Origin of the sequence: Micromonospora sp. NBC_01699, assembly GCF_036250065.1 — a bacterium.
Classification (GTDB): Bacteria; Actinomycetota; Actinomycetes; order Mycobacteriales; family Micromonosporaceae; genus Micromonospora_G.
In genome coordinates, this window is sequence record NZ_CP109199.1 from 243,955 (window position 1) to 270,174 (window position 26,220).

Genomic DNA, 26,220 nt, shown 5'->3' on the forward strand with positions numbered 1-26,220 from the left:
CGTCAGATGGGTATCGAAGAGAAGCTCCCCGCCGGTGTCCTGCTCACCTCGGTGGAGAAGCTGGTCAACTGGTCCCGCAAGTCGTCGGTCTGGGGCGCCACCTTCGGCCTCGCCTGCTGCGCCATCGAGATGATGGCGGCCGGCGGCCCGCACTACGACATGGGCCGCTGGGGCATGGAGGTCTTCCGGGCCTCGCCGCGCCAGGCCGACCTGATGATCGTGGCCGGCCGGGTCAGCCAGAAGATGGCCCCGGTGCTGCGCCAGATCTACGACCAGATGGCGGAGCCCCGCTGGGTGCTGTCGATGGGTGTCTGCGCCAGCAGCGGCGGCATGTTCAACAACTACGCCATCGTGCAGGGCGTCGACCACATCGTCCCGGTCGACATGTACCTGCCCGGCTGCCCGCCCCGGCCGGAGATGCTGATCGACGCGATCCTCAAGCTCCGCGAGAAGATCATGCACGAGCCGCTCGGCCCGAACGGCCGCAAGATGCTGGAGGCCCGGCAGGCGCGCGGTGACGTGCCGGTGGTGCCGTACGGCTCGATGCCGTCGTCGTACCGGTCCGACAAGGCCCGGCGGGCCGAGTGGACTCAGGCGGTTCGCGAGGGCCGCGAGGAACAGCTCCGGATCGAGAACTGGATGAACGCACAGAACCACATCACCGGGGGTGTCAAGCCGTGACCACGCCCAGTGACAAGCCCGGTAACGGCGTACCGGTGGCCGCCCCGCCGCTCGGCGCGACCAGCGGCGCCCCCGCCGAACACCCGCCGGCCAGCCCGGCCGGGCAGGGCATGTTCGGCATCCACGGCTCCGGTGACACCTCCGGCTTCGGCGGCCTGGTCCGCCGGCACGTCGGCCTGGTCGACAGCCCGCGCCCGTACGGCGGCTACTTCGACGAGGTCCGGGACGCGCTCGAAGAGGCGTACCCCGCGTTCGCCGACGCGATCGAGAAGATCGTGGTCGACCGGGGCGAGCTGACCCTGCACGTACGACCGGAGCGGATCTTCGAGGTCTGCCAGGTGCTGCGCGACGACCGGGCACTCCGGTTCGAGCTCTGCTCCTCGGTCTCCGGCGTCGACTACCTCGGCACCGACGACCGCCGACTGCACGTGATCTACGAGCTGACCTCGATGACCTACCGGCGGCGGATCCGACTGGAAGCCGCCGTGAGCGTCGAGGAGCCGCACCTGCCCAGCGTCACGGCGGTCTACCCGACCGCGGACTGGCAGGAGCGCGAGGCGTACGACATGTTCGGCATCGTGTTCGACGGCCACCCCGGCCTGACCCGGATCCTGATGCCGGACGACTGGGAGGGACATCCCCAGCGCAAGGACTACCCGCTCGGTGGCGTGCCGGTCGAGTACAAGGGCGCCGAGATCCCACCGCCCGACAAGCGGAGGAGTTACCAGTAATGACCACTCCCGGATACGCGGCTGAGCGCGAGACCACCGAGGGCCGGGTCTTCACCGTCACCGGTGGCGACTGGGACACCGTGGTGGCCGGCCACGACCCGATCGCCGACGAGCGGATCGTGGTCAACATGGGCCCGCAGCACCCGTCGACGCACGGCGTGCTGCGGCTGGTGCTGGAGCTTGAGGGCGAGACGGTCCGCGAGGCCCGTGCCGTCGTCGGCTACCTGCACACCGGCATCGAGAAGAGCCTTGAGTACCGCAACTGGGTGCAGGGTTCGACGTTCGTGACCCGGATGGACTACCTCGCTCCGATCTTCAACGAGACGGCGTACAGCCTGGCCGTGGAGAAGTTGCTCGGCATCACCGACGACATCACCGAGCGGGCGACCACCATCCGGGTGCTGATGATGGAGCTGAACCGGGTCGCGTCGCACCTGGTGTGGCTGGCCACCACCGGCATGGAACTCGGCGCCATCTCCATCATGCTGTACGGATTCCGCGAGCGTGAGTACATCCTCGACATCTTCGAGATGGTCACCGGCCTGCGGATGAACATGGCGTACGTCCGCCCCGGCGGTGTCGCCCAGGACGTACCGGACGCGGCGATCGTCAAGATCCGCGAGTTCCTCGACATGATGCCGAAGCGGCTCAAGGAGTACGAGGACCTGCTCTCCGGGCAGCCGATCTGGATCGAGCGGACCAAGAACGTGGCCGTGCTCGACGTGACCGGTTGTCTCGCGCTCGGCGTCACCGGCCCGGTGCTCCGCTCGGCCGGACTGCCCTGGGACCTGCGCAAGACGATGCCGTACTGCGGCTACGAGACGTACGAGTTCGACGTGCCGACCTCGACCGACGCCGACGTGTGGGGTCGCTACCAGGTCCGGCTCGGCGAGATCCGCGAGTCGCTCAAGCTGATCGAGCAGGCGCTGGACCGGCTCCGGCCGGGCCCGATCATGGTGGCCGACAAGAAGATCGCCTGGCCGGCGCAGCTCGCCATCGGCGTCGACGGCATGGGTAACTCCCTCGAACACGTAGCGAAGATCATGGGTCAGTCGATGGAGTCGCTGATCCACCACTTCAAGCTCGTCACCGAGGGCTTCCGGGTGCCGCCGGGCCAGGTGTACGTCGCGATCGAGGCGCCCCGCGGCGAGCTGGGCGTCCACGCGGTCTCGGACGGCGGGACCCGGCCCTACCGGGTGCACTACCGCGAGCCGAGCTTCGTCAACCTCCAAGCCCTCCCGGCGATGGCCGAGGGCGGGCTGATCGCGGACGTGATCGCGGGCGGTGCCTCTCTGGATCCGGTGATGGGTGGGTGTGATCGCTAGTGGCCTTCAGTGAAGAGACGTACGGGCGGGCGCGGGAGATCGTTGCCCGCTACCCGGCCGACCGGTCCCGCTCGGCGCTGCTGCCGCTGCTGCACCTGGTCCAGTCGGAGGAGGGCTATGTCTCCCCGGCCGGCGTGTCGTTCTGTGCCGAGGTTCTCGGCCTGAACAAGGCGCAGGTCGGCGCGGTGGCGACCTTCTACACCATGTACAAGCGCCGGCCGACCGGCGACTACCTGGTCAGCGTCTGCACCAACACGATGTGCAACGTGCTCGGCGGGCAGAAGGTCTACGACGCCGTCTCCGAGCACCTCGGCGTCGGGCACGACGAGACCACCGCCGACGGCACGATCACGCTGGAGCACGCCGAGTGCCTGGCCGCGTGCGACTACGGCCCGGTGATGACGGTCAACTACGACTTCTTCGACCAGGTCGACCCGGACGGCGCGGTCGGCGTGGTCAACGAGTTGCGCGCCGGCAACCGGCCGATGCCGACCCGTGGGGCCAGGCTCTGCACGCTCAAGGAGATGTCGCTTCAACTCGCCGGCTTCGCCGACGAGCGCGAGGGAGCGGTGGCCGACGGCCCGGCCGGCGAGCCGACGCTGCGCGGGCTGAAGCTGGCCCAGCAGCACGGCATCTCGGTGCCGGGCTTCGACCCGAACACCCCGATCAAGCGCAAGCAGGACGCCGCCCCGGCCCCGGCCACCACCCGGCCGGCCGCCGCCACCGGCACCACCGCGCCGGACCTGCCGGCACCGGACCAGAAGTCGCCGCAGTTGCGTACCGCGGAGACCCGCGCGCCGGACGCGAAGACGCCGGCACCGGACGCGCCGGGGGTCGCCACCCCGGTCGACGGCGAACCGCCGGTTCCGGCGGACGCCCAGGCCGCCGCCGAGGCCGGCGCCGCCGCCAACAAGCCGGCCAGCGATGGCAAGCCGGCCGGTGACGACGCCGAGCAGCAGCAGCGTTCGTTGAAGGAGGCTCAATCATGAGTACGCCTCGGCCGGAGACGCTGGCGAAGCTGACTCCGGTGCTGACCAAGCGCTGGCTCTCGCCGGACGCCTGGAAACTCGACGTCTACCAGAAGCTCGACGGTTACGCCGCGCTGCGCAAGGCGCTCGCCGCCCACCCGGACGACCTGATTCAGCTCATCAAGGACTCCGGTCTGCGGGGGCGCGGCGGCGCCGGCTTCCCGACCGGGCTCAAGTGGGGCTTCATCCCGCAGGGTGACGGCAAGCCGCACTACCTCGTGGTCAACGCCGACGAGGGCGAGCCCGGCACCTGCAAGGACCTGCCGCTGATGACCCACGATCCGCACTCGCTGGTCGAGGGCGTGATCATCGCGTCGTACGCGATCCGGGCCAGCCGCGCCTACATCTACATCCGGGGCGAGGCGGTGCACGCCGCCCGGCGGCTGCGCAACGCGGTCGCCGAGGCGAAGGCCGCCGGCTACCTCGGCACCAACATCCTCGGCACCGGGTTCGACCTGGAGCTGGTGGTGCACAGCGGCGCCGGGGCGTACATCTGTGGCGAGGAGACGGCACTGCTCGACTCGCTGGAGGGGTTCCGTGGCCAGCCTCGGCTGCGCCCGCCGTTCCCGGCCACGCACGGCCTCTACGCCGCACCGACCGTGGTCAACAACGTCGGCACCATCGCCAGCGTGCCGTACATCGTGCTCGGCGGGGCCGACTGGTGGAAGAGCATGGGTACGGAGAAGTCGTCCGGCCCGATGATCTACTCGCTCTCCGGCCGGGTGGTCAACCCCGGCCAGTACGAGGCCGGTCTCGGCATCACCCTGCGCGAGCTGATCGAGCTGGCCGGCGGCATGCTGCCGGGTCACCAGCTCAGGTTCTGGACGCCGGGCGGGTCGTCGACGCCGCTGCTCGCGGCCGAGCACATCGACGTACCGCTGGACTTCGAGGGAGTGGCGGCGGCCGGTTCGATCCTCGGCACCACCGCCACCCAGATCTTCTCCGACCAGGACTGCCCGGTCTACGCGACCTACCGGTGGCTGGAGTTCTACCACCACGAGTCGTGCGGCAAGTGCACCCCGTGTCGGGAGGGCAACTACTGGATGGTCCGGGTCTACCGCCGGATCCTCTCCGGCCAGGGCACCCAGGAGGATCTGGACACCCTGCTGGACACCTGTGACAACATCCTCGGCCGCTCGTTCTGCGGCCTGGGCGACGGCGCGACCAGCCCGGTGACCTCGTCCTTGCAGTACTTCAAGCAGGACTACCTCGACTACATCGAGGGGCGCACCGCGCCGAAGCTGTCGGACAAGCAGTTGGTAGGGGCGCACTGATGAGCGCGAGGAACGAGCTTGCGAGTCCCGCAGTCGCGAGTGAAGGGCGGCTCTGATGACTGACCTGAAGGCTGTCAATCCGGCCGGTGCCGTCGCGCCGGTCGAGACCGTGACCCTGACCATCGACGGCATCGAGGTGACCGCGCCCAAGGGCACGCTGCTCATCCGGGCCGCCGAGACGCTCGGCATCGAGATCCCCCGGTTCTGTGACCACCCGCTGCTCGCGCCCGCCGGGGCGTGCCGGCAGTGTCTGGTCGACGTGGAGGGCCAGCGCAAGCCGGTCGCCTCGTGCACCCAGACGGTCGCCCAGGGCATGGTGGTCAAGACCCAGCTCACCTCCCCGGTCGCCAAGAAGGCGCAGGAGGGGATCATGGAGCTGCTCCTGGTCAACCACCCGCTGGACTGCCCGATGTGCGACAAGGGCGGCGAGTGCCCGCTGCAAAACCAGGCGATGTCGACCGGCCGCCCCGAAACCCGCTTCCACGAGACCAAGCGGGAGTACGAAAAGCCGATCAACATCTCCTCCCAGGTGCTGCTGGACCGCGAGCGCTGCGTGCTCTGCCAGCGCTGCACCCGGTTCTCCGAGGAGATCGCCGGCGACAAGTTCATCGACCTGATGGACCGCTCATCCGGTGAGCAGATCAACGTCTACCGGGACGAGGTCTTCGGTGGCGACGGAGACGGCAGTGGCCGGGACTCCGGTGGCGCCGGTGACGTCCCGTTCAACTCGTACTTCTCCGGCAACACCGTGCAGATCTGCCCGGTCGGCGCGCTGACCGGAGCCCAGTACCGGTTCCGGGCCCGCCCGTTCGACCTGGTCTCCACCCCGAGCGTGTGCGAGCACTGCTCGGCCGGCTGCGCCCAGCGCACCGACCACCGCCGAGGCAAGGTCCAGCGCCGGCTGGCCGGCGACGACGCCGCGGTGAACGAGGAGTGGAACTGCGACAAGGGCCGCTGGGGCTTCCGCTACAGCACCGCCACCGAACGGCTCACCAACCCGCTGATCCGGGACGCGAAGACCGGTGAACTGCGCGAGGCGTCCTGGAGCGAGGCGTTCGCCTTCGCCGCCGAGGGGCTGCGGCTGGCCCGCGACGGCGCGTACGGCATCGGGGTGCTGACCGGCGGCCGGCTCACCGTCGAGGACGCGTACGCGTACGCGAAGTTCGCCCGGGTGGCCCTGAACACCAACGACATCGACTTCCGGTCCCGCCCGGTTTCCGCCGAGGAGACCCAGTTCCTGGCGAGCAACGTGGCCGGCGTGACCGACGTGACGTACGCCGACATCGAGCAGGCGTCCACGGTGGTGCTGGCCGGGCTGGAGCCGGAGGAGGAGTGCCCGATCCTCTTCCTGCGACTGCGCAAGGCGTACCAGAAGAAGGGCCTCAAGGTCTACGCGCTGGCCCCGTTCGCCACCCGTGGGCTGGAGAAGCTCGGCGCCAAGCTCGCCCGGGTGGTACCGGGTGAGGAGGCGCAGGTGCTGGCCGAGCACGACACGGTCGCCGAGGCGCTGAGCCAGCCCGGTGCGATCCTGTTCGTCGGCGAGCGGCTCGCCACCGTACCGGGCGGGCTGTCCGCCGCGGTCGCGGTCGCGGAGCGTACCGGTGCCAAGCTGGCGTGGGTGCCGCGGCGAGCGGGCGACCGGGGTGCGGTCGACGCGGGCTGCCTGCCCAACCTGCTGCCCGGCGGACGCCCGGTGACCGACCCCGGCGCGCGGGCCGAACTGGCCGGCGCCTGGGACGTGGCCGCCGGCGTCATCCCGAGCCAGACCGGTCGGGACACCGACCAGATCATCGCCGCCGTCGCCGCCGACAAGATCGGTGCGCTGGTGGTGGCCGGGGTCGACCCGGCCGACCTGGCCGACCCGCGACTGGCCGAGGAAGCCCTGGAGAAGGTGCAGTTCCTGGTCAGCCTGGAGATCAAGGGCGGACCGGTCACCCGGCGCGCCGACGTGGTCTTCCCGGTCGCCCCGGTGGTCGAGAAGGCCGGCAGCTTCCTCGACTGGGAGGGCCGGCTGCGCACCTTCGAGGCCGTGCTCGACACCACCGCCATGACCGACGCCCGGGTGCTCGACGCGCTCGCCGCGCAGCTCGGAGCCACCCTCGGTGCCGGCGATGTCAACAGCATCCGCCGCGAGCTGGGCGGACTGCCGGTGACCCGGGCGCAGCGCCCGGCCAGCCCGGCGGTCGAGCCGGCCGCCCCGGCGACGATCGGCGCGGACGAGGCGGTACTCGCCACCTGGCACCACCTGATCGACCTGGGCACCCTGACCGAGGGCGACGCGCAGCTCGGCGGCACCGCCCGCCCGCCGGTGGTCCGGCTCGGCAAGGCCGCCGCCGAGGCGCTCGGCGCGGCCGACGGTGACGCCGTCACGGTCGGCACCGACCGGGGCGCGCTCACCCTGCCGCTGGAGATCACCGACATGCCCGACGGGGTGGTCTGGCTGCCGACCAACTCGCCGGGCTCGACGGTCCGGCGCAGCCTCGGCGCCACCTCCGGTGCGGTCGTACGGCTGTCCACACGCACGGTGGAAGAGGTGCTCAGTGAGGCTTAGTTATCTGGCCCAGGATCCGACCCTTGCCGACTTCGGCAAGGACACCTGGTGGCTGGTGCTGCTCAAGGTCGTCCTCGCCTTCGTCTTCGCGGTGCTCGCCACCCTGCTCGGGGTCTGGTTCGAGCGTCGCGTGGTCGGCCGGATGCAGGTCCGCCCCGGTCCGAACCAGGTGGGCCCGTTCGGCCTGCTCCAGACCCTCGCCGACGGTCTCAAGATGGCCTTCAAAGAGGACATCCTGCCGAAGGCTTCGGACAAGGTGGTCTTCTTCTTCGCGCCGACCATCTCGGTGATCAGCGCGGTGACCGTGCTGTCGGTCGTTCCGTTCGGACCGATGGTGAGCATCTTCGGTGAACGGACGCCCTTGCAGGTCACCGACGTGCCGGTGGCCGTCCTGGTGATCCTGGCCTGCTCCGCGATGGGCGTCTACGGCATCGTGCTCGGTGGCTGGGCCTCCGGCTCGACCTACCCGCTGCTCGGCGGTCTGCGGTCCAGCGCCCAGATGATCTCGTACGAGGTGGCGATGGGGCTCTCCATCGTCGCCGTCTTCATGTCCGCCGGCACCATGTCGACCAGCGGGATCGTCGCCGCCCAGGCCGGCAGCTCGGCGGCGAGCTGGGACATCTTCGGCTGGCACCCGACCGCGCCGAGCTGGTACGCGATCCTGCTACTGCCAAGCTTCATCATCTTCTTCATTGCCGTGGTCGGCGAGACCAACCGGGCGCCGTTCGACCTGCCCGAGGCCGAGTCGGAGCTGGTCGCCGGCTTCATGACCGAGTACAGCTCGCTGAAGTTCGCGCTCTTCATGCTCTCCGAGTACGTCGCGATGGTGAGCATGTCGGCGGTGACCGTCACGCTCTTCCTGGGCGGCTGGCGGGCACCGTGGCCGATCACCTTCTGGTCCGGTGCCAACTCCGGCTGGTGGCCGCTGCTCTGGTTCATGGCCAAGGTCGTCCTGCTGGTCTTCGTCTTCGTCTGGCTGCGCGGCACGCTGCCCCGGCTGCGGTACGACCAGTTCATGCGGTTCGGCTGGAAGGTGCTGCTGCCGATCAACCTGGTCTGGATCCTGGCGCTGGCCGGCATCCGCTCGGTCGACGGCCGGGGCGCGACCGACCGCTGGATCATCTTCGGCGTCGTGCTGCTGGTCCTGCTGCTGATCGTGCTCTTCTGGCCGACCCGCAAGCCGGAACCGACCGAGACCCTGCAACAGCAGGTGCGTAACCGGCCCACCGGCAGCTTCCCGCTGCCGCCAATGGACCTGCAGGTCCCGCCGAGCCCGCGGCTCAAGCGCGCGGTCGCCGAGCGGGAGCCGGCCAACGTCGTTGCCGGCGCGGACGAGAAGGAGGTGTGACGTGGGCGCGATCTCGGGCACGTTCAAGGGTTTCGGGGTCACCTTCTCGCACATGTTCAAGAAGGTGGTCACCACCGACTATCCGTTCAAGCCGCCGGTCTCCGCTCCCCGCTACCACGGGCGGCACATCCTCAACCGGCACCCGGACGGGCTGGAGAAGTGCATCGGCTGCGAGCTGTGCGCCTGGGCCTGCCCGGCGGACGCGATCTACGTGGAGGGTGGCGACAACACCGACGAGCAGCGCTTCTCGCCCGGTGAGCGGTACGCCAGCACCTACCAGATCAACTACGCCCGGTGCATCTTCTGCGGGCTCTGCATCGAGGCCTGCCCGACCCGCTCGTTGACCATGAGCAACGAGTACGAGTTGGCGCGGGACAACCGGCAGGACCTGATCTTCACCAAGGAACAGCTGCTCGCGCCGCTGCTGGCCGGTATGGAGCAGCCGCCGCACCCGATGCGGCTCGGGGACACCGAGAAGGACTACTACGTCGGTGCGCTGACCAACCCGGGTACGTCGGCCGGCGCCGAACGGGCGCCCTGGTCCGAAACCGGCACGGTGGACGGCTCCGGCGCGACTGGAGACAAGTGATGACGACGCAGACGGTGCTCGCCGCGGCCGGTGACGTCTCCACCGGCGAGGCGGTGACCTTCTGGATCCTCGCCCCGCTCGCCCTGATCGGCGGGATCGGCATGGTCGCGGCCCGCAACGCCGTGCACTCGGCGCTCTGGCTGGTGCTGACCATGCTCTGCCTGGGCGTGTTCTACGTGCTCCAGGCCGGGCCGTTCATCGGCATGGTGCAGATCATCGTCTACACCGGCGCGATCATGATGCTGTTCCTGTTCGTGCTGATGCTGGTCGGCCGGGACGCGTCGGACTCGCTGATCGAGACGCTGCGCGGCCAACGGATCGCCGCGATCGCCCTCGGCCTCGGCTTCGCCGCGCTGGTGGCGACCGGGGTCTACCGGGCCGTACACGGCGCTCCGGTGGTCGGGCTGGACGAGGCGAACGCCGACGGCAACGTCCAGGGCATCGCCGCGCTGCTGTTCACCAAGTACGTCTTCGCCTTCGAGATCACCTCGGCGCTGCTGATCACCGCGGCGGTCGGGGCGATGGTGCTGGCTCACGTCGAGCGCCGCAAGGGCGAGCGGATGGACCAGGTGGCGACCATGAAGGCGCGCTTCGCCCCGGGTAACTACCCCGGCCCGAAGCCCGGCCCCGGTGTCTTCGCCACCTCAAGCTCGGTCGCCACCCCCGGCCGCCTGCCGGACGGGACGCTCAGCGAGCGCAGCGTGCCCGAGATTCTTCCGACCCGGGAGATGACCGAGTCGGAGACCGCGCTGAAGGGGACCGAGAAATGAGTCCTGACTACTACCTGGTCCTCGCCACGGTGCTGTTCACCATCGGCGCGGTCGGGGTGCTGATCCGCCGCAACGCGATCGTGTTGTTCATGTGTGTCGAGCTGATGCTCAACGCCGCCAACCTGGCGCTGGTCACGTTCAGCCGGATCAACGGCGATCTCAACGGCCAGATCATGGCGTTCTTCGTGATGGTGGTCGCCGCGGCCGAGGTTGTGGTCGGGCTCGCGATCATCATGTCGATCTTCCGGACTCGACGCTCCGCGAGCGTCGACGACGCCAACCTGCTGAAGTACTAAAGGGGCCCTGGAGTGGAAGAGACTGTGGAGTACGCCCAGGCCACGGGGCTACTGAGCAGCGTGTGGCTGCTGGTGGCCATCCCGCTGGCCAGCGCGGCGATCCTCCTGCTGCTCGGCCGGCGGGCCGACCGGTGGGGTCACTGGCTGGGCGTGGCGAGTGTCGGTGCCGCCTTCGTACTTGGCCTGACCTATTTCTTCCAGCTGCGCGGCCTGGACAACAAGTCCGTCGAGAGCAGCCTCTGGGAGTTCATCTCGGTCGGCAATTTCAAGGTCGACTTCGGCCTGCTCTTCGACCCGCTGTCCGGGGTCTTCGTGCTGCTGATCACCGGCGTGGGTTTCCTGATCCACGTGTACGCGGTCGGCTACATGGAGCACGACCCGGGGCGGCGCCGGTTCTTCGCGTACTTCAACCTGTTCGTCGCCGCGATGCTCATGCTCGTGCTCGGCAACAACTACGTGATGCTCTACTTCGGCTGGGAGGGCGTCGGTCTGGCGTCGTACCTGCTGATCTCCTTCTGGTACGGGCGGCCGTCCGCGGCCACCGCCGGTAAGAAGGCGTTCCTGATGAACCGGGTCGGCGACGCCGGTCTGGCGATCGCGATCTTCATCATGTTCGCCAGCTTCGGCACCACCCAGTACAACGAGGTCTTCAACGGGGTGATCGGCGGCATCGACGCCGGCAGCCTGGCCGGGAGCACCGTACTGGTGATGGGGCTGCTGCTTCTGCTCGGCGCGGCCGGCAAGTCCGGTCAGTTCCCGCTCCAGGCCTGGTTGCCGGACGCGATGGAGGGCCCGACCCCGGTCTCCGCGCTGATCCACGCCGCGACCATGGTGACCGCCGGCGTCTACCTGATCGCCCGGTCCAACCCGATCTTCTCCGCCGACCACACCTTGCAGACCGTGGTGGTCAGCGTCGGTGCGCTCACCCTGCTGATGGGCTGCATCATCGGCGCCGCCAAGGACGACATCAAGCGGATCCTCGCCTGGTCGACGGTGAGCCAGATCGGCTACATGTTCCTCGGCGTCGGCCTCGGCGGCGGCGCGTACGCGCTGGCCATCATCCACCTGCTGGCGCACGGCTTCTTCAAGGCCAACATGTTCCTCGGCGCCGGTTCGGTCATGCACGGCATGAAGGACCAGGTCGACATCCGCCGCTTCGGTGGCCTGGCCAAGTACATGAAGATCACCTGGCTCACCTTCGGAGCCGGCTGGTTGGCGATCATCGGCATGTTCCCGTTCTCGGGCTACTTCTCCAAGGAGCCGATCATCGCCGCCGCGTTCGAGCGGCACGGCTGGACCGCCTGGCTGTACGGCGGCGCCGCACTGCTCGGCGCCGGGCTGACCGCGTTCTACATGACCCGGCTGTTCGTGCTCACCTTCCACGGCCCGAAGCGCTGGACCGACGACATCGAGCACCCGCACGAGTCGCCGGCGCTGATGACGATCCCGCTGATCCTGCTCGGGGTCGGCTCGCTCGGTGCCGGTGCGCTGCTCGCCACCTCGGTGCCGGACTGGCTCGCCCCGGCGGTGCTGCCCGAGGCCGAGGAGGGCGTACACGGTGTGCTCTCGCACGGGGTGATCACCGCGCTGTCGCTGATCCTCACCGTGCTCGGCGCCGGCCTCGCCTGGCTGCTGTTCCGCAACGGCACCGCGCTGACGCAGCAACCGGTCGGACCGGTGGTACGGGCCGCGCGGCGCAACCTCTACACCGACGCGTTCAACGAGGCCGTCTTCGAAAAGCCCGGCATCTTCCTCACCCGGGCCCTGGTCTACCTCGACAACCGCGGCATCGACGGGCTCGTCAACGGCCTGGCCGCGGCGGTCGGCGGCGGCTCCGGCCGGCTGCGCCGGTTGCAGACCGGGTTCGTCCGGTCGTACGCGATGTCGATGCTCACCGGCGCCCTGCTGGTGGTGGCGGCGTTCCTGGCCCTGCAGATGGGATGGCTGGCCTAATGGGGGACTTTCCCTTCCTCTCCGTACTGACGGTGGCGCCGCTGGTCGGTGCGCTCATCGTGGCGTTCCTGCCACGTAGCCAGCCGGAGCTGGCCAAGCGGGTCGCGCTCGGCTGGTCGATCGCCGTACTGGTGCTCTCGATCTTCATGTGGGTGGCGTTCCAGGCCGGCGGTGACCGCCTCCAGTTCCGCGAGTCCTACTCGTGGATCCCGCGCTGGGGCGTCAACTTCACCTTTGCCGCCGACGGCATCGCGCTGGTCATGCTGATGCTGATCACGCTCCTGGTGCCGCTGGTGATCCTCGCGAGCTGGCACGACGCGGACAAGTCGAAGCGCTCGGTGCCGGTCTACTTCGCGCTGCTGCTGCTCCTCGAATGCACGATGATCGGCGTCTTCGCCGCCGCCGACGTGTTCCTGTTCTACGTCTTCTTCGAGGTCATGCTCGTCCCGATGTACTTCCTGATCGGAAGCTACGGCGGGCACCAGCGCCAGTACGCCGCGGTGAAGTTCTTCCTCTACTCGCTGGTCGGCGGCCTGTTCATGCTCGCCGCCGTGATCGGCCTCTGGGTCGTCGGCGGGAAGACCTTCGACTGGGCCACCCTGATCCAGACGCTGCCGACGATGGACATCTCCACCGGTGTCGAGCGCTGGCTCTTCCTCGGCTTCTTCATCGCCTTCGCGATCAAGGCACCGTTCTTCCCGTTCCACACCTGGCTGCCGGACGCCGGTGGCGCCGCCCCGGCCGGCTCCGCCGCGCTGCTGGTCGGCGTGATGGACAAGGTCGGCACGTTCGGCATCCTCCGGTACTGCCTGCCGCTGTTCCCCGAGGCGTCCCGCTGGTTCGCCCCGTACGCGATCGCCATCGCGGTGATCGGCATCATCTACGCGGCGCTGCTGGCGGTCGGCCAGAACGACCTCAAGCGCCTGGTGTCGTACACCTCGATCGCGCACTTCGGCTTCATCGGCGTCGGCATCTTCGCCTTCACCAGCCAGGCCGGCACCGGCGCGGTGCTCTACATGCTCAACCACGGCCTCGCCACCGGCCTGCTCTTCCTGGTGGTCGGCATGTTCGTCGCCCGCCGCAACTCGGCGCTGATCAGCGACTTCGGCGGCGCCGGCAAGATGGTCCCGGTGCTGGCCGGGGTGTTCTTCTTCGCCGGTCTGGCCTCGCTGGCCCTGCCCGGAACGGCCCCGTTCATCTCCGAGTTCCTGGTGCTGATCGGCACCTACACGGTGAACAAGCCGGTCGCGATCATCGCCACCCTGGGCATCATCCTGGCCGCCGCGTACGTCCTCTGGATGGTGCAGCGCACCACCCAGGGCACCCTCAACCCGGCGCTGGCCGGGGTGGAGGGCATGCGGCGTGACATCACCCTGCGGGAGAAGGTCGTGGTCGCACCACTGATCGCGCTCCTGCTGCTGCTCGGCTTCTACCCGAAGCCGGTCACCGACGTCATCAACCCCGCCGTGCAGGCCACGATGGAGAACGTCGGCAAGACCGACCCCGCTCCGACGGTCGGGCACCTTCCGGAGGCCGCGAAATGAACACGCTCCAGTTGCCCTCCATCGACTACGCGGCGCTCGCGCCGATCCTGATCCTGGTCGGTGCGGCCTGCGTCGGGATCCTGGTCGAGGCGTTCGTCCCGCGGCGCCTCCGGCACCTGGTGCAGCTCGTCCTCGGTCTGGCCGCCCTGGTCGCCGCGCTGATCGTGGTCGTGCTCGAACGGACCACCCAGACGGTCACCGCCGGTGAGGCGGTCGCGATCGACGGTCCGACCCTGTTCCTGCAAGGCGCAATCATCGTGCTCGCCGGCATGGCGCTGCTGCTGATCGGCGAGCGCACGCTGGAGACCGGCGGCCCGTTCGTGGCCCACGCCGCGGTCACCGTCGGCTCCGAGGAGGACCGCCGGCAGGCGGCCGAGGAGGGCGGCTCCACCGAGGTCTTCCCGCTCACCATGTTCGCGGTCGGCGGCATGCTGCTCTTCGTCGCCGCCAACGACCTGCTGACCATGTTCATCGCGCTTGAGGTCTTCTCGCTGCCGCTCTACCTGCTCTGCGCGCTGGCCCGTCGCCGCCGGCTGCTCAGCCAGGAGGCCGCGCTCAAGTACTTCATGCTCGGTGCGTACGCCTCCGCGTTCTTCCTCTTCGGCATCGCGCTCACCTACGGCTTCACCGCCGGTGTGACCAACGGCCAGCCGGGTGACGAGCCGGGCGGTGTCGACTTCGCCACCATCAGCGCCGCCGTCGCCGACTCGAACGCCAGCCGTACGCTGCTCGTCGCCGGCATCGCGATGATCAGCATCGGCCTGCTCTTCAAGGCCGCCGCGGCACCGTTCCACGTCTGGACCCCCGACGTCTACCAGGGCGCCCCGACGCCGATCACCGCCTTCATGGCCGCCTGCACCAAGATCGCCGCCTTCGGTGGGCTGCTCCGGGTCCTCTACGTGGCGTTCGCCGGGGCGGCCTGGGACTTCACCCCGATCCTCGGCACCATCGCGATCCTGACCATGCTCGTCGGAGCGGTGCTCGCGGTCACCCAGACCGACATCAAGCGGCTGCTCGCGTACTCGTCGGTGGCGAACGCCGGTTACCTGCTCGTCGGCGTACTCGCGCTCACCCGCGACGGACTGTCCAGCACGATGTTCTACCTCGTCGCGTACGGCTTCACCGTGCTCGCCGCGTTCGGTGTCGTCAGCCTGGTCCGCGACGCCGACGGGGAGGCCACCCACCTGTCCCGCTGGGCCGGGCTCGGGAAGCGGTCCCCGCTGTTCGCCGGGCTGTTCACGTTCCTCCTGCTCGCCTTCGCCGGCATCCCCCTCACCAGCGGCTTCACCAGCAAGTTCGCGGTCTTCGGGGCGGCTCTCGACGGCGGACAGACCTGGCTCGTGATCGCCGGTGTGCTGACCAGCATGATCCTCGCCTTCCCGTACCTGCGGGTCGTGGTCATGATGTGGCTCTCCGAGCCGAGCGAGTCGACCCCGACGGTCTCGATCCCCGGCGGCCTGACCTCCGCCGCGCTCACGATCGGCGTGGTGGCCACACTCGCCCTCGGGGTGGTGCCGGCACCGCTGCTGGACCTCGCCAACGGCGCCGCAGAATTCGTGAAGTGACCGGCACAACCGTCCGGGCCCCGTACCAGCGCACGAAGGTCACCGACCGCCCCCGGCCAGGGGTGGTCGGGCCGGTGTGGCATGGTTGAGAGCGTGGGGAGACCGGCTGACGGCCTGACGGGGATTGGGCTCAAATTCGTCGACGCGGAAGTGGAAGCGTCGGCCCTAGCGGTCCTGGCCTCGGTCGAGACCGAGCTGCGGACGAGTGTGGCGAGCGCGGACCCGCTCGTGACCGAGGTCGCCCGGCACCTCGTGGAGGCCGGCGGCAAGCGGTTCCGCCCGCTGCTGGTCGCCCTCGGCGCCCAGTTCGGCGACCCGACCTCTCCGCTGGTGGTCCCGGCCGCCGTGGTGATGGAGCTAACCCACCTGGCGACGCTCTACCACGACGACGTCATGGACGAGGCCGCCGTGCGCCGTGGCGCACCGAGCGCCAACTCGCGCTGGACCAACTCGGTGGCGATCCTGGTCGGCGACTACCTCTTCGCTCGGGCCGCCGACATCGCCGCCGACCTCGGCCCGCAGGCCGTACGCCTCCAAGCGCGTACCTTCGCCCGGCTGGTGCACGGCCAGATCGCGGAAACCGTCGGCGTACGCGCCGGCGACGACCCGGTCGGCCACTACCTGAACGTCATCGCTGAGAAGACCGGCTCGCTGATCGCCACCTCGGCCCGGTTCGGCGGCATGTTCGGCGGCGCCACCCCGGCCCACACCGAGGCCCTCGCCGGCTACGGCGAAACCATCGGAATCGCGTTCCAGCTCTCCGATGACCTGCTCGACATCGCCTCGGAATCCGTACAGTCCGGCAAGACCCCCGGCACCGATCTCCGCGAGGGCGTACCGACCCTGCCGGTGCTCTACGCGCTCGCCTCCGACGACGACGATGCCGCGTCCGTACGCCTCCGGGAGATCCTCTCCGCCGGCCCGGTCACCGACGACACCCTGCACGCCGAGGCCCTCGGGCTGCTCCGCGAGTCACCCGCCCTCAAGCGCGCCCGGGAAACCGTACGCAGCTACGCCGAGGACGCCCGCGAACAACTCGCCCCCCTGCCCAACAGTTCCGCCCGCCTCGCCCTCGAATCCCTCTGCGACTTCATCGCCGACCGTACTAGCTGACCTCGCTTCGCTCGGTTGGCTCGCTCCGCCCAGTGCGGTGACTCCGTCCTCCGGGCGGTGACGGCTTCACCGCATCGTCCTCGAACGAACACACCCGCCCCGATGCGCTCGGTCGACACCACGGGCGGGGGCCGCACGCGCGTCCAACCCTTGGGGAGGGACGGCGAGGCGGTTAGTGGGGGATGGGGTCGTTGTAGTGGCCGGAGTGGGTGGCGTAGAACTTTCCGTTCAGGAGCGGGTAGGGGTTTGGGGTGCAGCGGTGTAGGGAGAGGGTTTGTTGTTGCATTACCGGGGCGGGTTTGCCGGGGGCGGGGCAGAGTTGGTGGCCCTGGCCCAGGCGGTGGCCGACCTCGTGGTTGATGACGTACTGCTGGTAGGTGGCCAGGGGTGCGCCGTAGTCGGGGACGCCGTGGGCCCAGCGGGCGACGTTGACGACTACCTGGTTGCCGTTGCGGCAGGAGGTGTAGCGGTCGTAGCCGTCGTCGCAGAGGCGGTCGCGGGTTGCCGGGGTGGCGAGGTAGACGGTGAAGGCGGCGGCCTCGGTCGGTCCGACCCGTTGGAGTCGCCGCTGGCCGGTGCCGGTCCAGCTGCGGGGGTCGCCGAGCGTGCTGACGACGGCGTCGGCGAACGCGTCGGGGGTGATTCCGGTGATGCCGTTCTCGACGGCGACCCGGAAGCGCAGTAGCTGCCCGGCGCGGCCGAGGACGGGGCTGCGGCCGCCGACGGTCTGCCAGGTACGGGGGCCGGCTTCCGGGTACGTCACCGGGGCTGTGATGGCGGTTTCCGGTACGGGTGGACTCTGGGGCGGGGCCGGTGCGGATGCTGGGGGCTGGCCGGCCGTGCCCGGTTCGTCGGGGACGGGGCTGTTCGTCGTACGGGTGGTGCTGGGTTCGGGTTTGCCACCGGCCTCGCCGGCCAGGCCGAGCAGGGCGACGACCAGCCCGATCACCACGGCTCCCACCGCGGGTAGCAGCAGGCGGCGGCTGACGGGTCGCTGTTCGGGTCCGGTACGGCGGGCGGGCATCTGCTGCTCCTCGAAGGGTACGGGTGACAGGTACGGGTGAACCCGGCTGCGGTGGGCGTCACGAGTGGCTGCGATGGGCGTAGGGGACCGGCCGGCCCGGTTGGCGTGTCCGGGTCGGTTCGGGGGTGCCGGGCGGCGACCGGTCAGGCCGGTCGGGGTGGTGTGCCTCGGGTGGCGGGGCTCCCCGGGTGGTGGGGCGGGTGTCGGAAGGTGTGGGTCAGGGGAGCAGCCTCGGGTTGGCGGTGAGGTCGGCGAGTTGCCGGTCGTCCAGGACGGCGCGGCCGAGCCCGTAGCTGCCGGGGCGGGGTCGACCGGCCTGCTGGACCGTGACGAGTACGCCGTTCGCCATCCGGGTGGCCTCGTCGACGGGGCCGGTCACCGGATTCCAGCTGGCGATGCGTACGGGGGTGCCGTTCGAGGCGAGCACCGTCCGGCAGCTCTGCTCGTTCGGGTCGATCCGGACCGCGCAGAGGTCAGCTGTCGGCGGCGGTTCGGGGCGGTCGTGTTCGGTCACCCGGGCGGTCAGTACGGCGGCGCGGCCGTCGAGTTGGACTTCGAGCAGCGCCCCGTACAGATCCTTGGTTGGCTGGCCGGGGATGCGCCAGTGCACCTCGTGTACGGCGTAGCTGCCGCCGCCGGGTGCGGGGGTCGGTCCGCCCTTCGACACCCGGTACCCGGCGGGTACGGCTGCGGTGAGCAGGCCCATCGCGGTGTTGGCCCGGTGCTCGTAGTCGATCGTCGGCGTCGGTGTGTCGAGTGCGGGTCTGGTGGCCGCCGGTGCCGGTGGCAGGGCCGACGGTGACCGTCCCGGTAGCAGGGCGGTGAGTCCGGCGACCCCGGCCAGCACCACCACCGCGGCGACCGCCCGGTTGGTCCGGCGGCGGCGGAGCACCCGCCCGTTGCGGGCGAGTACGTCGTTGACCGGCAACTGGACGCCCGGTGGTGCCCCGGCCTCGACGGCCCGTGACATGAGTTCCCGGATCGAGGTCTCGGTCATCCGTTCTCCTCCGCCGGCACCAGGGCGAGTGAGCCCAGCCGGGTGCGTAGTGTCGCCAGTGCCCGGGATGTGTGGGTCTTGACCGCTCCGGTGGAGATCCCGAGCAGGTCGGCGGTCTGTTCGACCGACATGTCCTCGAAGAAGCGCAGGACGAGGGTGGCGCGTTGCCGGTCCGGCAGGGCGGCCAGCGCCTTGATCAGGACGAGCCGGTCCTCGGTGTCACCGCCGGTGGTGCTGGGCGTGGTGGTGGGGAGTTCGCGTACCGGGTCCTCCCGCCGCCAGGAGCGGCGTCGTTCGCTGAAGAAGGTGTTCAGCAGGGTGCGGTGGGCGTACTGGTCGAGGTGTTCGTAGCGGTAGATCCGGGGCCAGGCGAGGTAGAGCTTGGTGAAGGCGGCCTGGACGAGGTCCTCGGCCAGGTGCCAGTCGCCGCAGAGCAGGTACGCGGTGGCGCGCAGCCGGGTGCCGCGCGCGAGGTAGAAGTCCCGGAAGCCCTGGTCCCGCGCGGCGGCCGGGTCCTTGGCCATCCTCATCCCTGCTCCCTCCTGGCTCCCTCCTGCCGTACCGGTATAGAACGCGGGCGGGGCGGCGGCGGGTTGACGTGATCCGGGACACGGGGTGCCCTGGTCGAAGGCGAGGTGCCCGGAAGCCGGGTGGAGGACTTACCGTGTCTGTCGCTGCACGCACTGTCGCCGTAGATCTGGCATCCTCGATCCGAACGGGCATTTCGCAGTCGGCCGATTTTTCATATGGTGTAAGCCCCAGCGGCGGAGGTGGTTGTGCGCGACCCTCTGGCGGAACCTTCGGACCTGATCCGTAGCGTGTCGCGTGCGCTACGTGTCCTCGAAGCGGTCGGACGCGCCCCGAAGGGCCTGACCGTGAAGCAGATAGCGCGGCGATGTGAGCTGACCGTCGCCACCACCTACCACCTGGTGCGCACCCTCGCGTACGAGGGTTACGTGATCCGGCGCGAGGACGGCACGTACATCGTCGGGTTGGAGGTGGCCGACCGCTACCGGGAGCTGGTGACGGCGTTCCGGGGGCCGCCGGTGGTCGGCGAGGCACTCCGCCGGGCCGCCGTCGACAGCGGTTACAGCCATTTCCTCGGCCGGTTCGTCGGCGGGCAGGTGGCGATCACCGCGGTTGCCGAGGGGCCACGGTCGCCGTACCTGGAGGATCTGATGCCCGGCTTCGACGAGGGCGCGCACGCGACCGCCCTCGGCAAGGCCCTGCTCGCCACGCTCACGCCCGAACAGCGCTTCCGCTACCTCCGGGAATACGGCATGCGGCCGTTCACCACGGCGACGCTGACCGCCACCGACACCTTCGAGGCCGACCTGACCGCCGGTGACCGGCGCGGGATGCACCTGGAGCTGGGGCAGTACCGCCAGGGGGTGGCCTGCGCCGCCGTACTGGTCAGCCCGGACAAGGACATGGAACGCCGGGTGGTGCTGGCCTGCTCGCTGCCGGCGGCGGAGATGATGACCTCGGCCCGGGTGGTCCGCGCCAAGCTGCTGACGGTGGCCCGTGCGGTCGCCGACGGGCTCGCCACCGAGAGCTGATCGCGGCCGTCCGGGCCGCCGGTCGTACGGGTCCTGCCCGGGTACGCCCCGTGGGCCGGGGACCCGTCCTGTTCACCGAACACGACCACCCCGATGGTCCCGCTGCCACGGGGCGTACGCCGGTGCCTGACGCAGACCCGCCCGGAGCCGGCGGTGAGCCGGTCCGGGCGGGTCTGGCTTGGATGGGTCAGCTACCTACCGGGCCGCCGTTGAGGCGCCAGGCGACGACCACGCCGGGCTTGGCGAAGTCGCCGTCCGGCCAGTTCGACGCCGGGTTCTCGATCGACGCGCCGCTGATCTCGCCGGGGTGCTGTACGGCGACGAAGACCGAGCGGTTGTCGGTGCTGATGAACGGGCCGCAGGTCTCGGCGCCGATCGGTACGGTCAGGAACTGCTTCAGGTGACCCTTCTCCGGCCCCTCGACCGGGGTGGCGAAGAGGCCGTCGTTGCTGCCCAGCGCGTTTCCGTCGGTGGAGATCCACAGGTTGCCGGCGCCGTCGAAGGCCACGTTGTCCGGGCAGGAGATCGGCGAGACCTTGGTCTTGTCGTACCCGGAGAAGAAGGTCGACGGGTCGGTCGGGTCGCCGCAGACGATCGGCAGCGACCAGGCGAAGTTCTCGCCGACGTGGTCGCCCCGGTCCTCGACGATCTCCAGGATCTGCCCGTGCTTGTTGGCGTTGCGCGGGTTGGCCTCGTCGACGGCCGGGCTCGTACCGACACCCCGGCTGGTGTTGTTGGTCAACGCGACGTAGATCTTGCCGGTGAGCAGCGACGGCTCGACGTCCTCCGGCCGGTCCATCTTGGTCGCGCCGACCGCGTCACCGGCGAGCCGGGTGAAGGTCAGTACGTCCGCCGCGGTCATGCCGGGCACGTACGAGGTGTTGCCCCGGACGAGCTTGATCCAGCGGCCCCGGCCGTTGAACGCGCCGTCGCTGGGGAGCTTGCCCGAACCGTCGATCTCGTCGGCGCTGGTGTAGTCGAGCTTGGCGACGTACAGGGTGCCGGACTCCAGCAGGGTGAGGTTGTGCTGCCGGGCGGTCCAGGAGTTGCCCTTGATGTACTTCTTGTCGGAGACGAACTTGTACATGTAGTCGAACCGCTCGTCGTCACCCATGTACGCGACCACGTGGCCGGACTTGGCGATGATGACGTTCGCGCCCTCGTGCTTGAGCCGGCCGAGCGCGGTGTGCTTGCGCGGCTTCGCCTCCGGGTCGAGCGGGTCGACCTCGACGACCCAGCCGAACCGGTTCGCCTCGTTGGGGTGCTTGGCCAGGTCGAACCGCTCGTCGGCGCGCTCCCACTTGCGGCTGCCCGACGGGTAGCGGCTGGTGGTGGGGATGCCGTAGCGTGCCAGTTTCGCCTTGGCGGCCTCCGGCGCGCCGTCGCCGCCGACGAAGTACTGGTTGAAGTTCTCCTCGCCGGACAGCACGGTGCCCCACGGGGTGACGCCGCCGGCGCAGTTGTTGAGCGTACCGATGGCGACCATCCCGCGCGGGTCCGCCGCGGTCTTCAGCCAGGCCGAGCCGGCGGCCGGGCCGGTGAAGTCGAACCGGGTGTTCAGGGCGGTGATCCGGCGGTTGTACTGCCGCTTGCCGGTGCGGACGAGCTTCCACTCGCCGGTGTTGCCGACCCGCTCCACCTCGACGACGGACAGGCCGTGGGCGGCGATGGTGGCCCGAACCTGCTCGACGGTGAGCGCGTCCAGCGAGGTGAAGCCGGGGAACATCAGCTCCTCGTTGGTGTACTCGTGGTTCACCACGAGCAGCGCCCGGTCGCCCTTGTTGTTCAGCGGCAGCACGGCGACGAAGTCGTTGTTGTAACCGAACTGCTTCGACTGGCGGGCCGCGGTCTGGTGGTGGACGTCCAGCGCGGGGGCGTCCGGCACCACCGGGTCGCCCCAGCGGATGACCACCGAGTGGTCGTAGCCGTTCGGCACCACCAGGGTGTCGAGCCGGTTCGGCGGGATCGCCTTGAAGGTCAGCGCGCCGTTGCCGGCCGGGGGCTTGCGAGCGGTGAACGACTCCACGTCCGGCAGGGCCGCGCCGTCGCCGGGGGCGGCGAGCGCGGGGGCGGCGCCGGCCAGGGCGCCGGCGGCCGCGCCGCCGAAGCCGAGCACGAGGGCGCCGACGGCGCCGGCCCGGACCACACCGCGCCGGGTGACCTCGGCCTTGACCACGTCACCGAAGTACTCGTTGTCCGACTCGTTGGGTGCCGGGTGGTCGCAGGCGTTGCCGCACCGGTAGAGGCAGGTCATGGAACTGCGGCTACCGTGCGGGCCGCTCTGGCCGAGCAGGGGGAGCAGCCGGGGACGGTCGCTCATATGGGATGGCCTCCTTGGCTGGATCAGGATGCTGTCGGTGAGTGGTGCTTCTGCGGTAAAAGTGCTGGTCCGTACCCGCGCTCGGGGGCAGCGCGCGGGTGGATGAGCCGCACGCTAGGAGTGCGCCGTGAGCGCACGTCGGCGCTGTGGTGAACCCCACGTGAACAAGTGCAGCCGGGGGCCGGGTGAACCGATCGGCCGCCGGCTACGTGAAACAGTTCGTTGGGGTGTCGGGGTGCCGGCGCCGGGTGCGGCACCGAGGGGGTTGCCATCAGCGACCGGGACGCCGAACTCCTGCGCGCCCTGCACGACGAGCACGCCGACGCGCTCTTCGCGCACTCGCTGCGTCTGGTCAACGGCGACCGCCAGCGGGCGGAGGACCTGGTCCAGGAGACCCTGCTGCGGGCCTGGAGCCATCCCGAGGCGCTGGACCCGGAGCGCGGCTCGGTCCGGGCCTGGCTCTTCACCACCGCCCGCAACCTGGCGATCGACGCTTGGCGGCGGCGCAGTTCGCGGATCGGTGAGGTGATCACCGACGACCTGCCCGAGCCGCCGCAGTTGACCGACGAGGCCGACCGGGCGGTGGAGGCGTGGATGGTCGCCGAGGCGCTCGCCCGGCTCTCCTCGACCCATCGGGAGGTACTGGTGGAGTGCTTCTACCAGGGGCGCTCGGTGGCCGAGGCGGCGGCGCGGCTGGGCGTACCACCGGGCACGGTGAAGTCGCGCACGCACTACGCGCTGCGATCCCTACGGTTGGTGCTGGCGGAGATGGGGGTGACCCAATAGATGAGCGAGCACGACGAGCGGTGTGAGTTTGCCTTCGACGACGGCGCGTACGTGTTGGGCGCGCTCGCTCCGGCCGACCGCGCCGCGTACGAACGCCATCTCGCCACCTGTCCCTCCTGCCGACAGGCGGTGGCCGAGATCGCCGCCCTGCCGGGACTGCTCAGCCGGCTCGACGCCGACGGGCTGGCGTTGATCACCGAGCCGTCGCCGACGGTGGAGTCGCGACTTCCGTCGCTGCTGACGGCCGCCCGGTCGGCGCGGCGCCGGCAGCGCCGGGTCACCCGCTTCCGGTACGCCGGAGCCGGGCTCGCCGCCGCCTGCCTGGCGGTGGTGATCGGGCTGGGCGCCGACCGGTTGATCGGCGGCGGTCCGGGCGATACGCCCGAGGCACTGCCACCGACCCCGACCGCCACCGGTGTGCAGGTACGGATGGTCGCCATGCAGCCGGTGGCCGGTGCGGTGCCGGTACGCGCCGAGATCGGGCTCAACGGCACCAAGTGGGGCACCGAGGTCACCATGCGCTGCGAGTACGTCAGCAGCGGCAGCCACCCGAGGACGTACACCTATCGGTTGGTGGCGTACGGCCCGGACGGCGCGGCGGAGCAGGTGGGGTCGTGGCTGGCCGCCCCCGGCGAGGAGGTCATCTTCACCGGCGCGACCCGGTTCTCCGGCGCGGACCTGGTCCGACTGGAGGTGCTCCGGGCCAACGGCGTCCCACTGCTCGGCTACGACGTTCCCTGACCGGGGAACGCGTTCCCGACCCGCATCGGACCGGGCCGCCGCTCACCGGCTCAGCGGCCACCGGCTCAGCGGCCACCGGCTCAGCGGCCACGGGACGGCGGCAACGGGACGGCGGTAGCGGCTCAGACGGGTTCGGCGACCGGGGTGACCGGGGCGGCGGCGGAGCGGGCGGGGCGGCGGGCGTGCCGGATCGCGTCGACGGTGAAGACGATCAGTGCCAGCCAGACCAGGGCGAAGCCGGCCAGCCGGGCCGGCGGCATCGGTTCGTGGAAGACCAGTACGCCGAGGCCCAGTTGCAGGATCGGCGCGGTGTACTGGAGCACGCCGAGGCTGGTCAGCGGCAGCCGGTTCGCGGCACCGGCGAACAGCAGCAACGGGATGGCGGTGGCCGCACCGGCGAACACCAGCAGCAGGGTGTGCCCGGTCGAGCCGCCGAAGCTCGACTCGGAGCGCCAGGTCAGCCAGCCGAGGTAGCCCAGCGCGGGCAGCGCCAGCAGCGCCGACTCGACGAACAGCCCCTCGGCGGCGGGTAGGCCGAGCCGCTTCTTCAACAGGCTGTAGCCGCCGAAGCTGAGCGCCAGGGTCAGCGCGATGTACGGCGGCTGCCCGTAGTCGATCGCCAGGACCAGTACAGCCAGGCCGCCGATGCCGAGCGCGGTCCACTGCGCCGTACGGAGCCGTTCGCTGAGCACGGTGACGCCGAGCAGCACCACCACCAGCGGGTTGATGAAGTAGCCGAGCGCGGTCTCCACCACCCGGTCGGAGTTCACGCCGTAGATGTAGGTGCCCCAGTTGATCGCGATCAGCGCGGAGGCCGCGGCGATCCCGGCCAGCAACCGGGGCTGCCGGACCAGCCGGCGCAGGAACGCCCAGTGCCGGGTCACGGCCAGGACCAGCGCGACGAACACCACCGACCAGATCACCCGGTGGGCGAGGATCTCCACCGGCCCGGACGACCGGAGCAGCTTGATGTAGAAGGGAAAGAAACCCCAGAGGACGTACGCGCTGAGGCCGAAGACATATCCCAGGCGGAGCTGGCTCACTCGGTCACCGTAAGGGGTGAACCCGTCAACCTCTCCTTATCGGTGACCGGCGTCACCCGGTCGGCGTCGGCGTGCCGGGGGCGGACCAACTCCATCATGGTGTCCGGCTTGGCCGGCGGGGTGAAGCCGAGCCGGGCGTACACGCCGTGGGCGTCGTTGGTGGCGAGCAGGATCCGGGACACGCCGAGTTCGAACACCGCGTCCCGAGCCGTCTGCGCCAACCAGCCGCCGAGCCCCAGCCCCCGATGCGCCGAGTCCACGAAGACGTCGCCGAGCCAGGCGAAGGTGGCCCCGTCGGTCACGATCCGGCCGAACGCCACCTGGACCCCGTCACCGGGCCGGTACACCCCGAACGGCATCGAGCCGGCGACGGCCCGGACCGTCACCTCGTACGCTCGGCCCTTGGCCCAGTAGGACTCGATCGACAGCCAGTGGTGTACCCGGTGCAGGTCGAGCCGGTCGGGATCGCTGGAGATTTCGTAACCGTCGGTGCGGGTGATGGTCAACACCGGCAGACGGTATCGCCACCACCGGTGGTACGCGCCAGGCCAATTCCCGAACTCTGGCCACCGGTCGGACTCAGTCCCGGTTGGTCACCAGGCCCAGCACCCAGGTCACCACGCTGACGAACAGCGCACCGAGCACGGCGGACGGCCAGAACCCGTCGACCGAGAACGGCAGGTCCAACTGGCCGGCGATCCAACTGGTCAGCAGGAACAGCAGCCCGTTCACCACGATCGCGATCAGACCCAGGGTGAGCAGGTAGAACCCGCAGCCCAAGGTCTTGATCACGGGTTGCAGCACCCCGTTCACGACCCCGAAGATCGCGGCCACCAGGAGCAGGGTGAGCACCGCCTCGCCGATCGAGTCGGTACCCAGGGTGATGCCCGGAATGACCAACGTCGCCAGCCAGAACGCGAAGGCGGTGGTGGCGAGCCGGATCAGCAGCCCGGTCAGGAAGTCCATGCCGCGGATCGTGCCA

The 26,220-nt window shown here is 70.1% G+C and carries 24 protein-coding genes; 17 read left to right on the plus strand and 7 right to left on the minus strand.

The annotated features are described in order from the left end of the window. Window positions 1-6: 6 nt before the first annotated feature. The 14 genes from OG792_RS01135 (at window position 7) to OG792_RS01200 (ending at window position 16,768) form a co-directional block, all read left to right on the plus strand. Window positions 7-681 carry a NuoB/complex I 20 kDa subunit family protein gene (locus OG792_RS01135; RefSeq protein ID WP_326561448.1) on the plus strand — a complete coding sequence of 225 codons (675 nt, stop codon included), beginning with the start codon at window positions 7-9 and terminating at the stop codon, window positions 679-681. Continuing rightward, window positions 678-1,412 carry an NADH-quinone oxidoreductase subunit C gene (locus OG792_RS01140; protein ID WP_329106488.1) on the plus strand — a complete coding sequence of 245 codons (735 nt, stop codon included), beginning with the start codon at window positions 678-680 and terminating at the stop codon, window positions 1,410-1,412. Before OG792_RS01135 ends, OG792_RS01140 begins: the two co-directional genes overlap by 4 nt. Further along, complete coding sequence (locus tag OG792_RS01145; RefSeq protein ID WP_329106490.1) at window positions 1,412-2,737, plus strand: NADH-quinone oxidoreductase subunit D; 1,326 nt, start codon at window positions 1,412-1,414, stop codon at window positions 2,735-2,737. The genes OG792_RS01140 and OG792_RS01145 overlap by 1 nt, the downstream gene beginning before the upstream one ends. Then, window positions 2,737-3,726 carry an NADH-quinone oxidoreductase subunit NuoE gene (gene nuoE / locus OG792_RS01150; RefSeq protein WP_329106492.1) on the plus strand — a complete coding sequence of 330 codons (990 nt, stop codon included), beginning with the start codon at window positions 2,737-2,739 and terminating at the stop codon, window positions 3,724-3,726. Before OG792_RS01145 ends, nuoE begins: the two co-directional genes overlap by 1 nt. Further along, window positions 3,723-5,039, plus strand: coding sequence for an NADH-quinone oxidoreductase subunit NuoF (gene nuoF, locus OG792_RS01155; RefSeq protein ID WP_329106494.1), 1,317 nt, complete (start codon window positions 3,723-3,725; stop codon window positions 5,037-5,039). Before nuoE ends, nuoF begins: the two co-directional genes overlap by 4 nt. A 55-nt stretch (window positions 5,040-5,094) precedes the next feature. Beyond that, window positions 5,095-7,590 (plus strand): NADH-quinone oxidoreductase subunit G, encoded by a 2,496-nt coding sequence (locus OG792_RS01160; RefSeq protein WP_329106496.1) that lies wholly within the window; start codon window positions 5,095-5,097, stop codon window positions 7,588-7,590. After that, on the plus strand, window positions 7,580-8,938 hold the full coding sequence (gene nuoH / locus OG792_RS01165) for an NADH-quinone oxidoreductase subunit NuoH (protein WP_329106498.1): 1,359 nt from the start codon (window positions 7,580-7,582) through the stop codon (window positions 8,936-8,938). Before OG792_RS01160 ends, nuoH begins: the two co-directional genes overlap by 11 nt. A 1-nt stretch (window position 8,939) precedes the next feature. Continuing rightward, on the plus strand, window positions 8,940-9,527 hold the full coding sequence (nuoI, locus tag OG792_RS01170) for an NADH-quinone oxidoreductase subunit NuoI (protein ID WP_329106500.1): 588 nt from the start codon (window positions 8,940-8,942) through the stop codon (window positions 9,525-9,527). After that, on the plus strand, window positions 9,527-10,297 hold the full coding sequence (locus OG792_RS01175; RefSeq protein ID WP_329106502.1) for an NADH-quinone oxidoreductase subunit J: 771 nt from the start codon (window positions 9,527-9,529) through the stop codon (window positions 10,295-10,297). Before nuoI ends, OG792_RS01175 begins: the two co-directional genes overlap by 1 nt. Next, a complete protein-coding gene (nuoK, locus tag OG792_RS01180; protein WP_326561439.1) occupies window positions 10,294-10,593 on the plus strand; it encodes an NADH-quinone oxidoreductase subunit NuoK in 300 nt (99 codons plus the stop codon). The genes OG792_RS01175 and nuoK overlap by 4 nt, the downstream gene beginning before the upstream one ends. A gap of 12 nt (window positions 10,594-10,605) precedes the next feature. Then, complete coding sequence (gene nuoL, locus OG792_RS01185; protein ID WP_329106505.1) at window positions 10,606-12,546, plus strand: NADH-quinone oxidoreductase subunit L; 1,941 nt, start codon at window positions 10,606-10,608, stop codon at window positions 12,544-12,546. Next, a complete protein-coding gene (locus tag OG792_RS01190; protein ID WP_329106507.1) occupies window positions 12,546-14,090 on the plus strand; it encodes an NADH-quinone oxidoreductase subunit M in 1,545 nt (514 codons plus the stop codon). Before nuoL ends, OG792_RS01190 begins: the two co-directional genes overlap by 1 nt. Then, window positions 14,087-15,655: an NADH-quinone oxidoreductase subunit NuoN gene (gene nuoN / locus OG792_RS01195; RefSeq protein WP_329106509.1), complete on the plus strand. Its 1,569-nt coding sequence runs from the start codon at window positions 14,087-14,089 to the stop codon at window positions 15,653-15,655. Before OG792_RS01190 ends, nuoN begins: the two co-directional genes overlap by 4 nt. 81 nt (window positions 15,656-15,736) lie before the next feature. Further along, complete coding sequence (locus tag OG792_RS01200; RefSeq protein WP_329106510.1) at window positions 15,737-16,768, plus strand: polyprenyl synthetase family protein; 1,032 nt, start codon at window positions 15,737-15,739, stop codon at window positions 16,766-16,768. Window positions 16,769-16,940: 172 nt separating this feature from the next. On the opposite strand, the gene OG792_RS01205 is transcribed toward OG792_RS01200, so the two are convergent. From OG792_RS01205 to OG792_RS01215, 3 genes are all read right to left on the minus strand, one after another. Then, on the minus strand, window positions 16,941-17,792 hold the full coding sequence (locus tag OG792_RS01205; RefSeq protein ID WP_329106511.1) for a DUF3152 domain-containing protein: 852 nt from the start codon (window positions 17,790-17,792) through the stop codon (window positions 16,941-16,943). Window positions 17,793-18,009: 217 nt separating this feature from the next. Then, window positions 18,010-18,789, minus strand: coding sequence for a hypothetical protein (locus tag OG792_RS01210; RefSeq protein ID WP_329106512.1), 780 nt, complete (start codon window positions 18,787-18,789; stop codon window positions 18,010-18,012). Beyond that, window positions 18,786-19,319: a SigE family RNA polymerase sigma factor gene (locus tag OG792_RS01215; protein ID WP_329106514.1), complete on the minus strand. Its 534-nt coding sequence runs from the start codon at window positions 19,317-19,319 to the stop codon at window positions 18,786-18,788. The genes OG792_RS01210 and OG792_RS01215 overlap by 4 nt, the downstream gene beginning before the upstream one ends. 246 nt (window positions 19,320-19,565) lie before the next feature. Here OG792_RS01215 and OG792_RS01220 point away from each other — a divergent pair, with 246 nt between their 5' ends. Beyond that, entirely contained in the window at window positions 19,566-20,348 is a 783-nt protein-coding gene (locus OG792_RS01220; protein ID WP_329106516.1) for an IclR family transcriptional regulator, read from the plus strand. 187 nt (window positions 20,349-20,535) lie between these two features. Here the strand turns inward: OG792_RS01220 and OG792_RS01225 are convergent, their stop codons facing one another. Continuing rightward, window positions 20,536-22,668 (minus strand): PhoX family protein, encoded by a 2,133-nt coding sequence (locus OG792_RS01225; protein ID WP_329106518.1) that lies wholly within the window; start codon window positions 22,666-22,668, stop codon window positions 20,536-20,538. Window positions 22,669-22,938: 270 nt separating this feature from the next. Here OG792_RS01225 and OG792_RS01230 point away from each other — a divergent pair, with 270 nt between their 5' ends. Beyond that, window positions 22,939-23,454, plus strand: a complete 516-nt coding sequence (locus OG792_RS01230) for a sigma-70 family RNA polymerase sigma factor (RefSeq protein ID WP_329111040.1) — start codon at window positions 22,939-22,941, stop codon at window positions 23,452-23,454. Beyond that, window positions 23,455-24,195 carry an anti-sigma factor family protein gene (locus tag OG792_RS01235; RefSeq protein WP_329106520.1) on the plus strand — a complete coding sequence of 247 codons (741 nt, stop codon included), beginning with the start codon at window positions 23,455-23,457 and terminating at the stop codon, window positions 24,193-24,195. A 122-nt stretch (window positions 24,196-24,317) separates the two neighbouring features. Here OG792_RS01235 and rarD read toward each other — a convergent pair whose 3' ends face one another. The 3 genes from rarD to OG792_RS01250 form a co-directional block, all read right to left on the minus strand. Further along, on the minus strand, window positions 24,318-25,238 hold the full coding sequence (rarD, locus tag OG792_RS01240; protein WP_329106522.1) for an EamA family transporter RarD: 921 nt from the start codon (window positions 25,236-25,238) through the stop codon (window positions 24,318-24,320). Further along, window positions 25,235-25,747: a GNAT family N-acetyltransferase gene (locus tag OG792_RS01245; RefSeq protein ID WP_329106524.1), complete on the minus strand. Its 513-nt coding sequence runs from the start codon at window positions 25,745-25,747 to the stop codon at window positions 25,235-25,237. Before OG792_RS01245 ends, rarD begins: the two co-directional genes overlap by 4 nt. 70 nt (window positions 25,748-25,817) lie before the next feature. Then, window positions 25,818-26,204 (minus strand): phage holin family protein, encoded by a 387-nt coding sequence (locus tag OG792_RS01250; RefSeq protein ID WP_329106525.1) that lies wholly within the window; start codon window positions 26,202-26,204, stop codon window positions 25,818-25,820. Window positions 26,205-26,220 lie beyond the last annotated feature (16 nt).

Bases quoted from the DNA above. Each gene is read 5' to 3' on its own strand.
- OG792_RS01135 (WP_326561448.1), top strand. From the start codon at position 7: ATGGGTATCGAAGAGAAGCTCCCCGCCGGTGTCCTGCTCACCTCGGTG.
- OG792_RS01250 (WP_329106525.1), bottom strand. From the start codon at position 26,204: ATGGACTTCCTGACCGGGCTGCTGATCCGGCTCGCCACCACCGCCTTC.
- OG792_RS01235 (WP_329106520.1), top strand. From the start codon at position 23,455: ATGAGCGAGCACGACGAGCGGTGTGAGTTTGCCTTCGACGACGGCGCG.
- OG792_RS01190 (WP_329106507.1), top strand. From the start codon at position 12,546: ATGGGGGACTTTCCCTTCCTCTCCGTACTGACGGTGGCGCCGCTGGTC.
- nuoF (WP_329106494.1), top strand. From the start codon at position 3,723: ATGAGTACGCCTCGGCCGGAGACGCTGGCGAAGCTGACTCCGGTGCTG.
- OG792_RS01205 (WP_329106511.1), bottom strand. From the start codon at position 17,792: ATGCCCGCCCGCCGTACCGGACCCGAACAGCGACCCGTCAGCCGCCGC.
- OG792_RS01215 (WP_329106514.1), bottom strand. From the start codon at position 19,319: ATGAGGATGGCCAAGGACCCGGCCGCCGCGCGGGACCAGGGCTTCCGG.
- nuoN (WP_329106509.1), top strand. From the start codon at position 14,087: ATGAACACGCTCCAGTTGCCCTCCATCGACTACGCGGCGCTCGCGCCG.
- OG792_RS01175 (WP_329106502.1), top strand. From the start codon at position 9,527: ATGACGACGCAGACGGTGCTCGCCGCGGCCGGTGACGTCTCCACCGGC.
- OG792_RS01225 (WP_329106518.1), bottom strand. From the start codon at position 22,668: ATGAGCGACCGTCCCCGGCTGCTCCCCCTGCTCGGCCAGAGCGGCCCG.
- OG792_RS01160 (WP_329106496.1), top strand. From the start codon at position 5,095: ATGACTGACCTGAAGGCTGTCAATCCGGCCGGTGCCGTCGCGCCGGTC.
- OG792_RS01200 (WP_329106510.1), top strand. From the start codon at position 15,737: ATGGTTGAGAGCGTGGGGAGACCGGCTGACGGCCTGACGGGGATTGGG.
- OG792_RS01145 (WP_329106490.1), top strand. From the start codon at position 1,412: ATGACCACTCCCGGATACGCGGCTGAGCGCGAGACCACCGAGGGCCGG.
- nuoK (WP_326561439.1), top strand. From the start codon at position 10,294: ATGAGTCCTGACTACTACCTGGTCCTCGCCACGGTGCTGTTCACCATC.
- OG792_RS01210 (WP_329106512.1), bottom strand. From the start codon at position 18,789: ATGACCGAGACCTCGATCCGGGAACTCATGTCACGGGCCGTCGAGGCC.